The 9,242-nt window shown below is 71.8% G+C and carries 11 protein-coding genes; all 11 read left to right on the top strand.

Annotation, left to right across the window (positions count from 1 at the left end):
- The first annotated feature begins 140 nt into the window (after nucleotides 1–140).
- Nucleotides 141–824, top strand: coding sequence for a phosphatidylinositol phosphate synthase (pgsA, locus tag ACFWRV_RS31805; RefSeq protein WP_384339380.1), 684 nt, complete (start codon nucleotides 141–143; stop codon nucleotides 822–824).
- Nucleotides 821–1,744, top strand: coding sequence for a phosphatidylinositol mannoside acyltransferase (locus ACFWRV_RS31800; protein WP_384339379.1), 924 nt, complete (start codon nucleotides 821–823; stop codon nucleotides 1,742–1,744). Before pgsA ends, ACFWRV_RS31800 begins: the two co-directional genes overlap by 4 nt.
- The gene (locus ACFWRV_RS31795; protein WP_384339378.1) at nucleotides 1,741–2,901 is read left to right on the top strand and encodes a glycosyltransferase family 4 protein; all 1,161 of its coding nucleotides are present in this window, start codon (nucleotides 1,741–1,743) and stop codon (nucleotides 2,899–2,901) included. The genes ACFWRV_RS31800 and ACFWRV_RS31795 overlap by 4 nt, the downstream gene beginning before the upstream one ends.
- A gap of 67 nt (nucleotides 2,902–2,968) precedes the next feature.
- Complete coding sequence (locus ACFWRV_RS31790) at nucleotides 2,969–3,517, top strand: hypothetical protein (protein WP_384339377.1); 549 nt, start codon at nucleotides 2,969–2,971, stop codon at nucleotides 3,515–3,517.
- 121 nt (nucleotides 3,518–3,638) lie between these two features.
- Nucleotides 3,639–4,559, top strand: coding sequence for a pyridoxal 5'-phosphate synthase lyase subunit PdxS (gene pdxS / locus ACFWRV_RS31785; RefSeq protein ID WP_018960500.1), 921 nt, complete (start codon nucleotides 3,639–3,641; stop codon nucleotides 4,557–4,559).
- A gap of 6 nt (nucleotides 4,560–4,565) precedes the next feature.
- Nucleotides 4,566–5,159 (top strand): pyridoxal 5'-phosphate synthase glutaminase subunit PdxT, encoded by a 594-nt coding sequence (gene pdxT / locus ACFWRV_RS31780; RefSeq protein WP_384339376.1) that lies wholly within the window; start codon nucleotides 4,566–4,568, stop codon nucleotides 5,157–5,159.
- Nucleotides 5,160–5,220: 61 nt separating this feature from the next.
- Nucleotides 5,221–5,973, top strand: coding sequence for a YebC/PmpR family DNA-binding transcriptional regulator (locus ACFWRV_RS31775; protein WP_096632476.1), 753 nt, complete (start codon nucleotides 5,221–5,223; stop codon nucleotides 5,971–5,973).
- Between the two features lie 155 nt (nucleotides 5,974–6,128).
- The gene (gene ruvC, locus ACFWRV_RS31770) at nucleotides 6,129–6,707 is read left to right on the top strand and encodes a crossover junction endodeoxyribonuclease RuvC (RefSeq protein ID WP_384339375.1); all 579 of its coding nucleotides are present in this window, start codon (nucleotides 6,129–6,131) and stop codon (nucleotides 6,705–6,707) included.
- Nucleotides 6,708–6,720: 13 nt separating this feature from the next.
- The gene (ruvA, locus tag ACFWRV_RS31765; RefSeq protein ID WP_384339374.1) at nucleotides 6,721–7,347 is read left to right on the top strand and encodes a Holliday junction branch migration protein RuvA; all 627 of its coding nucleotides are present in this window, start codon (nucleotides 6,721–6,723) and stop codon (nucleotides 7,345–7,347) included.
- A 29-nt stretch (nucleotides 7,348–7,376) separates the two neighbouring features.
- Nucleotides 7,377–8,465 (top strand): Holliday junction branch migration DNA helicase RuvB, encoded by a 1,089-nt coding sequence (ruvB, locus tag ACFWRV_RS31760; protein WP_384339373.1) that lies wholly within the window; start codon nucleotides 7,377–7,379, stop codon nucleotides 8,463–8,465.
- A gap of 166 nt (nucleotides 8,466–8,631) precedes the next feature.
- On the top strand, nucleotides 8,632–9,132 hold the full coding sequence (gene yajC, locus ACFWRV_RS31755) for a preprotein translocase subunit YajC (RefSeq protein WP_384339372.1): 501 nt from the start codon (nucleotides 8,632–8,634) through the stop codon (nucleotides 9,130–9,132).
- Nucleotides 9,133–9,242: the final 110 nt, after the last annotated feature.

Below are 9,242 nucleotides of genomic sequence, written 5' to 3'. Positions count from 1 at the left end.
CGGGGCGCGGGCGGGCGGGGCGCGGGCCCGGGTGACACCCGGGCCCGGGTGCCCGTCCGGTGGAAGGCACCGGCGGTGACTACGATGGGCCAGCCGGTGGCCGAAGGGGCCGCTCGGCGAACCGAACCCTCGGGAAGGCCATGCTGAACAAGTACGCGCGTGCATTCTTCACGCGTGTCCTCACACCGTTCGCCGCTCTGCTGCTCCGCCTCGGGGTCAGCCCCGACGCGGTCACTCTCATCGGCACGGCCGGAGTGATGGCAGGTGCGCTGGTCTTTTTCCCGATGGGGGAGTTCTTCTGGGGCACGATCGTCATCACGGTCTTCGTCTTCTCCGACCTCGTCGACGGCAACATGGCGCGGCAGGCCGGGATCTCCAGCCGGTGGGGCGCGTTCCTCGACTCGACGCTGGACCGGGTCGCCGACGGGGCGATCTTCGCCGGCTTCGCCCTCTGGTACGCGGGCAGCGGCGGGGACAACATCCTCTGCGCCGTCGCGATCTTCTGCCTGGCCAGCGGTCAGGTGGTCTCCTACACCAAGGCGCGCGGCGAGTCGATCGGTCTGCCGGTCGCGGTCAACGGTCTGGTGGAGCGCGCCGAGCGGCTGGTCATCTCGCTGGTCGCCGCCGGTCTGGCCGGACTGCACAAGTTCGGCGTCCCCGGGATCGACGTCCTGCTGCCGATCGCGCTGTGGATCGTTGCCGCGGGCAGCCTCGTGACGCTGGTCCAGCGCGTGGTGACCGTACGCCGTGAATCGGCGGAGGCGGACGCCGCGGAGGCCGCCGCCGCGGGCCCCGCCGGTCAGGGGAGCGAGGCCGACCGGTGAGCGCGGGCGTCTCCGAACTGAAGGGCCGGCTCACCGACGGGCTGTACGGACTGGGCTGGGGCGCGGTCAAGACGCTGCCCGAGCCCGCCGCCACCCGCCTCTTCCGCACGATCGCCGACCAGGTCTGGAAGCGGCGCGGAAAGAGCGTGCTCCGCCTGGAGTCGAACCTGGCCCGGGTCGTCCCCGACGCGGGCCCGGAACGGCTGGCCGAGCTGTCCCGGGCCGGGATGCGCTCCTACATGCGCTACTGGATGGAGTCGTTCCGGCTGCCGACCTGGAGCCCGGAGCGGATCAAGGAGAGCATCGAGGTCACCGGCACCCACCGGCTGAACGAGGGCCTGGACGCCGGGCGCGGAGTCATCGTGGCCCTGCCGCACCTGGCCAACTGGGACCTCGCCGGCGCCTGGGTCACCACCGACCTGAAGGTCCCGTTCACCACCGTCGCCGAACGGCTGGAGCCCGCGACGCTCTACGACCGGTTCGTCGCCTACCGCGAGAGCCTGGGCATGGAGGTCCTGCCGCACAGCGGCGGGGCGGCCTTCGGCACCCTGGCCCGGCGGCTGCGCGCGGGCGGCCTGGTCTGCCTCGTCGCGGACCGGGACCTCTCCGCCTCCGGGGTCGAGGTCTCGTTCTTCGGCGCCACCGCCCGGATGCCCGCGGGCCCGGCGCTCCTCGCCCAGCAGACGGGCGCGGCGCTGCTGCCGGTGACCCTCTCCTACGATGCCACGCCGGTGATGAAGGCGGTCATCCACCCGGCGGTCGAGGTGCCGGAGGAGGGCGACCGCGCCCGCAGGGCCGCCGCCATGACCCAGGCGGTGGCCGACGCCTTCGCCGCCGGGATCGCCGAGCACCCGGAGGACTGGCACATGCTCCAGCGCCTCTGGCTGGACGACCTGGACCTCCGGGGGGAACCCACGTGAAGATCGGCATCGTCTGCCCGTACTCCTGGGACGTACCGGGTGGCGTGCAGTTCCACATCCGGGATCTCGCCGAGCATCTGATCCGGCTCGGCCACCAGGTCTCCGTGCTGGCTCCGGCCGACGACGAGACACCGCTGCCCCCCTACGTCGTCTCGGCCGGCCGGGCCGTCCCCGTGCCGTACAACGGCTCCGTCGCCCGGCTGAACTTCGGCTTCCTGTCGGCGGCCCGGGTGCGGCGCTGGCTGCACGACGGCACCTTCGACGTGATCCACATCCATGAGCCGACCTCCCCGTCGCTGGGCCTGCTGGCCTGCTGGGCGGCGCAGGGGCCGATCGTGGCCACCTTCCACACCTCCAACCCGCGCTCCCGGGCGATGATCGCCGCGTATCCGATCCTCCAGCCCGCGCTGGAGAAGATCAGCGCCCGGATCGCGGTCAGCGAGTACGCCCGGCGCACCCTGGTCGAGCACCTCGGCGGGGACGCCGTCGTCATCCCCAACGGCGTCGACGTCGGTTTCTTCGCCGACGCCGAGCCGAAGGCCGAGTGGCAGGGACAGACCCTCGGCTTCATCGGCCGGATCGACGAACCCCGCAAGGGCCTGCCCGTCCTGATGAAGGCGCTGCCCGCGATCCTCGCCGCCCACCCGGAGGCCCGGCTGCTGGTCGCCGGGCGCGGTGACGAGGAGGAGGCGGTGGAATCCCTCCCGAAGGAGCTGCGCGAACGCGTCGAGTTCCTCGGCATGGTCAGCGACGAGGACAAGGCCCGGCTGCTGCGCAGCGTCGATGTGTACGTGGCCCCGAACACCGGCGGCGAGAGCTTCGGCATCATCCTGGTCGAGGCGCTGTCGGCCGGTGCGCCGGTCCTCGCGAGCGACCTGGACGCCTTCGCGCAGGTGCTGGACCAGGGCGCGGCCGGGGACCTCTTCGCCAACGAGGACGCCGACGCGCTGGCCGCCGCCGCGATCCGGCTGCTGGGCGACCCGGAGCGCCGCAAGGGCCTGCGCGAGCGCGGCGAGGCGCACGTGAGGCGGTTCGACTGGGCGACGGTGGGGGCCGACATCCTCGCGGTGTACGAGACGGTGACCGACGGTGCCGCGTCCGTGGCGGCGGACGAACGCTCGGGGCTGCGGGCCCGGTTCGGACTCGCGCGGGACTGAATGCCGAGGCGCCCGCACCCGACCGGGGTGCGGGCCGGGGACCCGCGCGACGGTAGCGTGTGGGCCCGTGACCGTAACCCTCATCGTCTGGATCGTCCTCGCCGTCGTCGCGATCGGCGTGTACCTCAGCTGGACCGCCGGCCGGCTCGACCGTCTGCACTCCCGGATCGACGCCGCCCGCGCCGCCCTCGACGCCCAACTGCTGCGCCGCGCCTCGGTCACCCAGGAGCTGGCCACCTCCGGCGTCCTGGACCCGGCCGCCTCGATCGTCCTGTACGAGGCCGCGCACGCCGCCCGGCAGTCCGAGGAGGACCACCGCGAGGTCGCCGAGAGCGAACTGAGCACCGCCCTGCGCGCCGTCTTCGGCGAACCGGCCCAGGTCGACGCGGTGAAGGAGATTCCCGGCGGTGAGGAGGCGGCCACCGAACTGGCCGCCGCCGTACGCCGCGTGCCCATGGCCCGGCGCTTCCACAACGACGCCGTGCGCGCCGCCCGCGCCCTGCGCCGGCACCGTACCGTCCGGCTCCTCCGGCTGGCCGGGCACGCGCCGTTCCCGCTCGCCTTCGAGATGGACGACGCTCCGCCGGTGGCCCTCGCGGACCGCCCGGGCACCTGAGACCCGGGCGGATCCGGGGCCAAAACGATCCACGGCCTGTTCATTGGCCCTTGCTGTGGCCTGGTCCCACAGCGTTTGCTCGGCGATGCAGTATCCAGCGTCTTTCACCGAGTGAGGTCCCGTGTCCACGCTTCCCAGCACCCCGCAGTCCGCCGAGTACCCCGCCACCGGCACCGCCCGCGTCAAGCGCGGCATGGCCGAGCAGCTCAAGGGCGGCGTGATCATGGACGTCGTCGACGCCGAGCAGGCGAAGATCGCCGAGGACGCGGGCGCCGTGGCCGTCATGGCCCTGGAGCGGGTTCCGGCCGACATCCGCAAGGACGGCGGCGTGGCCCGGATGTCCGACCCCAACATGATCGAGGAGATCATCGGGGCCGTCTCCATCCCCGTCATGGCCAAGTCCCGCATCGGCCACTTCGTCGAGGCCCAGGTGCTCCAGTCCCTCGGCGTCGACTACATCGACGAGTCCGAGGTCCTCACCCCGGCCGACGAGGTCAACCACAGCGACAAGTTCGCCTTCACCACCCCCTTCGTCTGCGGCGCCACCAACCTGGGCGAGGCCCTGCGCCGGATCGCCGAGGGCGCGGCCATGATCCGCTCGAAGGGCGAGGCCGGCACCGGCAACGTCGTCGAGGCCGTCCGCCACCTGCGCCAGATCAAGAACGAGATCGCCCGCCTGCGCGGCTTCGACAACAACGAGCTGTACGCCGCCGCCAAGGACCTGCGTGCCCCCTACGAGCTGGTCAAGGAGGTCGCCGAGCTCGGCAAGCTGCCCGTCGTGCTGTTCTCCGCCGGTGGTGTGGCCACCCCGGCCGACGCCGCGCTGATGCGCCAGCTGGGCGCCGAGGGCGTCTTCGTCGGCTCCGGCATCTTCAAGTCCGGTGACCCGGCCAAGCGCGCCGCCGCCATCGTGAAGGCCACCACCTTCTACGACGACCCGAAGGTCATCGCGGACGCCTCCCGCAACCTGGGCGAGGCCATGGTCGGCATCAACTGCGACACCCTGCCCGAGTCCGAGCGCTACGCCAACCGCGGCTGGTAACCACTGATGAGCGACACCCCCCTGATCGGCGTCCTCGCACTCCAGGGCGACGTACGGGAGCACTTGATCGCCCTGGCCTCGGCTGACGCCGTGGCCAGGCCGGTCCGGCGCCCCGAGGAGCTCGCCGAGGTCGACGGCCTGGTCATCCCGGGCGGCGAGTCCACCACCATGTCCAAGCTGGCGGTCCTCTTCGGCATGATGGAGCCGCTCCGCGAGCGGGTCCGGGCCGGGATGCCCGTCTACGGCACCTGCGCCGGGATGATCCTGCTCGCCGAGAAGATCCTCGACCCGCGCTCGGGCCAGGAGACCGTCGGCGGCATCGACATGATCGTGCGGCGCAACGCCTTCGGCCGGCAGAACGAGTCGTTCGAGGCCGCGGTGGAGGTCGACGGCATCGCGGGCGGCCCGGTGGACGGTGTGTTCATCCGGGCGCCCTGGGTCGAGTCCGTCGGGGCCGAGGCCGAGGTCATCGCCGAACACGGCGGTCATATCGTCGCCGTACGGCAGCGAAATGTCCTCGCCACGTCGTTCCATCCCGAACTGACCGGCGATCATCGCGTGCACGCTCTGTTCGTGGACATGGTGCGCGCAGTGAAGTGAGCGGACCCCGGTAGGATCTCTCGGGTTCGACTCGATTTTGGTGACGCGAAGGAGAAGGCAGATGTCCGGCCACTCTAAATGGGCTACGACGAAGCACAAGAAGGCCGTGATTGACGCCAAGCGCGGCAAGCTCTTCGCGAAGCTGATCAAGAACATCGAGGTCGCGGCCCGCTCCGGCGGTGTCGACCCCGACGGCAACCCCACGCTCGTCGACGCCATCCAGAAGGCGAAGAAGAGCTCCGTCCCGAACAAGAACATCGACTCCGCGGTCAAGCGCGGCGGCGGTCTCGAAGCGGGCGGCGCCGACTACGAGACGATCATGTACGAGGGTTACGGCCCCAACGGTGTCGCGGTGCTCATCGAGTGCCTCACCGACAACCGCAACCGTGCCGCCTCCGACGTACGTGTCGCCATGACCCGGAACGGCGGCTCGATGGCCGACCCGGGCTCCGTCTCGTACCTGTTCAACCGCAAGGGCGTCGTGATCGTGCCCAAGGGCGAGCTGACCGAGGACGACGTCCTCGGCGCGGTCCTCGACGCGGGCGCCGAGGAGGTCAACGACCTCGGCGAGACCTTCGAGGTGGTCAGCGAGGCCACCGACATGGTCGCGGTGCGCACCGCGCTCCAGGAGGCGGGCATCGACTACGACTCCGCCGAGGCCAACTTCCTGCCGACCATGCAGGTCGAGCTGGACGAAGAGGGCGCCCGCAAGATCTTCAAGCTCATCGACGCGCTGGAGGACAGCGACGACGTGCAGAACGTCTTCGCCAACTTCGACGTGTCCGACGAGGTCATGGAGAAGGTCGACGCCTGACGACACGGCAGCCACACGGCTTGGCGCGACGGGCCGACGGGGCACTCCCCGTCGGCCCGTCGTCTTGTGGTTCCGACGGATTGTCAGTGCGAGCCGATAGCCTGCGGGAACAGATGATCGAGCGGGCGTCGCGAGCAGCGAGGACAGGGGGCTCCATGCGAGTTCTGGGCGTTGACCCGGGACTGACCCGGTGCGGTGTCGGCGTGGTCGAGGGGGTCGCGGGCCGCCCGCTGACCATGCTCGGGGTCGGCGTCGTGCGCACCCCCTCCGACGCGGAGCTGGGCGATCGGCTCGTCGCCGTGGAGCGGGGCATAGAGGCCTGGCTCGACGAGTACTCCCCGGGTTACGTGGCGGTGGAGCGGGTCTTCGCCCAGCACAACGTCCGCACCGTGATGGGCACCGCCCAGGCCAGCGCGGTCGCCATGCTCTGCGCCGCCCGCCGCGGCATCCCGGTCGCCCTGCACACCCCCAGCGAGGTCAAGGCGGCCGTCACCGGCTCCGGCCGCGCCGACAAGGCCCAGGTCGGCGCGATGGTGACCCGGCTGCTGAGACTGGACGCCCCGCCCAAGCCCGCCGACGCCGCCGACGCCCTGGCCCTCGCCATCTGCCACATCTGGCGCGCCCCCGCACAGAACCGGCTCCAGCAGGCGGTGGCGGCCCACCGCACGCCGGGCGTGTCTCGCACGCCCGGCACCTCCCGAACCCCCGGCGCCCCGGGACGCCTCGCCCGCTGAAAGGCCGCACCGCATGATCGCCTTCGTCTCCGGCCCGGTGGCCGCCCTCGCCCCGACCACGGCCGTCATCGAGGTCGGCGGCATCGGCATGGCCGTCCAGTGCACCCCGCACACCCTCGCCGGCCTGCGCGTCGGCAGGGAGGCCAAGCTCGCCACCTCGCTGGTCGTCCGGGAGGACTCCCTCACCCTGTACGGCTTCGCGGACGACGACGAGCGGCAGGTGTTCGAGCTGCTCCAGACCGCCAGCGGGGTCGGCCCCCGGCTCGCCCAGGCGATGCTCGCCACCCACAGCCCCGACGCCCTGCGCCTCGCGGTCTCCACCGGCGACGAGAAGGCGCTCACCGCCGTCTCCGGCATCGGGAAGAAGGGCGCCCAGAAGCTGCTCCTGGAGCTCAAGGACCGGCTCGGTGAACCCGTCGGCGCGCACATCGGCCAGCAGGGCATCGGCACCCCCGTGACCTCCGGCTGGCGCGACCAGCTCCAGGCCGCCCTGATCGGCCTCGGCTACGCGAGCCGCGAGGCCGACGAGGCGGTCAGCGCCGTGGCCCCGCAGGCCGAGGCCGCCGTCGCCGAGGGCACCGCACCCCCCGTGCCGCAGCTGCTGCGGGCCGCCCTGCAGACTCTCAACCGCGCCCGCTGACCGGCACCGAACCACCGAAGAGGCCCTTGATGAACTGGGACGAGACCGGACCCGAGACCGACGAGCCGACCGGCCCGGTCTTCGACGACCGGCTGGTCGACGCCGGCCATCTCGACGGCGAGGACACCGCGGTCGAGGCGGCCCTGCGCCCCAAGGACCTGGAGGAGTTCGTCGGCCAGGAGAAGGTCCGCGAACAGCTCGACCTGGTCCTCAAGGCGGCCCGCGCCCGCGGCGCCACCGCCGACCATGTGCTGCTCTCCGGCGCCCCCGGCCTCGGCAAGACCACGCTCTCGATGATCATCGCCGCCGAGATGCACGCCCCGATCCGGATCACCTCGGGCCCCGCCATCCAGCACGCCGGCGACCTCGCGGCGATCCTGTCCTCCCTCCAGGAGGGCGAGGTCCTCTTCCTCGACGAGATCCACCGCATGTCCCGGCCCGCCGAGGAGATGCTCTACATGGCGATGGAGGACTTCCGGGTCGACGTCATCGTCGGCAAGGGCCCCGGCGCCACCGCGATCCCGCTGGAGCTGCCCCCCTTCACCCTCGTCGGGGCCACCACCCGGGCCGGGCTGCTCCCGCCCCCGCTGCGCGACCGATTCGGCTTCACCGGGCACATGGAGTTCTACGCCCCCGCCGAGCTGGAGCGCGTCATCCACCGCTCCGCCCGCCTCCTGGACGTCGGCATCGACGTGGAGGGCGCCGCCGAGATCGCCGGACGCTCCCGCGGCACCCCCCGCATCGCCAACCGGCTGCTGCGCCGGGTCCGGGACTACGCCCAGGTCAAGGCGGAGGGAACGATCGACCGGGAGATCGCCGCGGCGGCCCTGAAGGTGTACGAGGTTGACGCCCGCGGACTCGATCGGCTGGACCGCGCCGTCCTCGGCGCCCTGCTGAAACTCTTCGGCGGCGGCCCCGTGGGCCTGTCCACGCTGGCGGTCGCGGTGGGGGAGGAGCGCGAGACCGTCGAGGAGGTCGCCGAGCCCTTCCTCGTACGGGAAGGACTGCTGGCCAGGACCCCGCGCGGCCGGGTCGCCACCCCGGCGGCCTGGGCACATCTGGGACTGGTCCCGCCGCAGCACGGAGCAAAGGGACAACAGGGCCTGTTCGGGGCGTGATGCGTCACAGGTTCGCGCGTACAGGAACCTGGGTGCCATGCTGGGCGTTGTTCCATCTATGCGGACTCGCTTAGACTCCGCCGATGCCGCCCTTACCGGTCGGTGTACCCACCCCCGTATATACAGGCCGCATTCCAGCGCGGTCGTGCGAAGGAATTCCCGTCCCGTGGATCTCTTGACTCTCCTCCCCTTCATCGTGCTCATCGGGGCCATGTTCCTGATGACCCGCTCCGCCAAGAAGAAGCAGGCGGCGGCCGCGCAGATGCGCAACGACATGCAGCCCGGTACCGGCGTCCGCACGATCGGGGGCATGTACGCGACCGTGAAGGAAGTCCACGACGACACCGTGCTCCTCGAGGTCGCCCCCGGCGTGCACGCCGTCTACGCGAAGAACTCGATCGGCGCCGTTCTGGACGACGCGGAGTACAACCGCATCGTGCACGGCGACGACCGGGAGCTGGACGCGGACGGCACGGTCGTTCCCGACGACGCCTCGTCGCTGACCGGTGACGCCGACTCCGCCGAGGTCGCCAAGATCGACCTGGGCAAGGACGACGCGGCCGACGACGCCGAGACCGAGGACGCCTCGGCCAAGGACGCCGCGATCAAGGACGCCAAGGACGCCAAGGGCGAGGGCAAGACCGACGGCGACGCCGACTCCAAGTAGTTCTCACGATCCCGGGGACGTCGCGCGCCCCCCCGCGCGCGGCGGCCCCCGGACCCAGCGGTCGTCTGCGGGGGCCGGGTACCCCCAACACAACGAGGACGCGAGGGCGC

This window comes from Streptomyces sp. NPDC058576 (genome assembly GCF_042718715.1).
In the GTDB taxonomy this organism is placed as follows: domain Bacteria; phylum Actinomycetota; class Actinomycetes; order Streptomycetales; family Streptomycetaceae; genus Streptomyces.
Note: the sequence above shows the minus strand (reverse complement) of the source record. Positions and strands in the feature narration are given on the sequence as shown.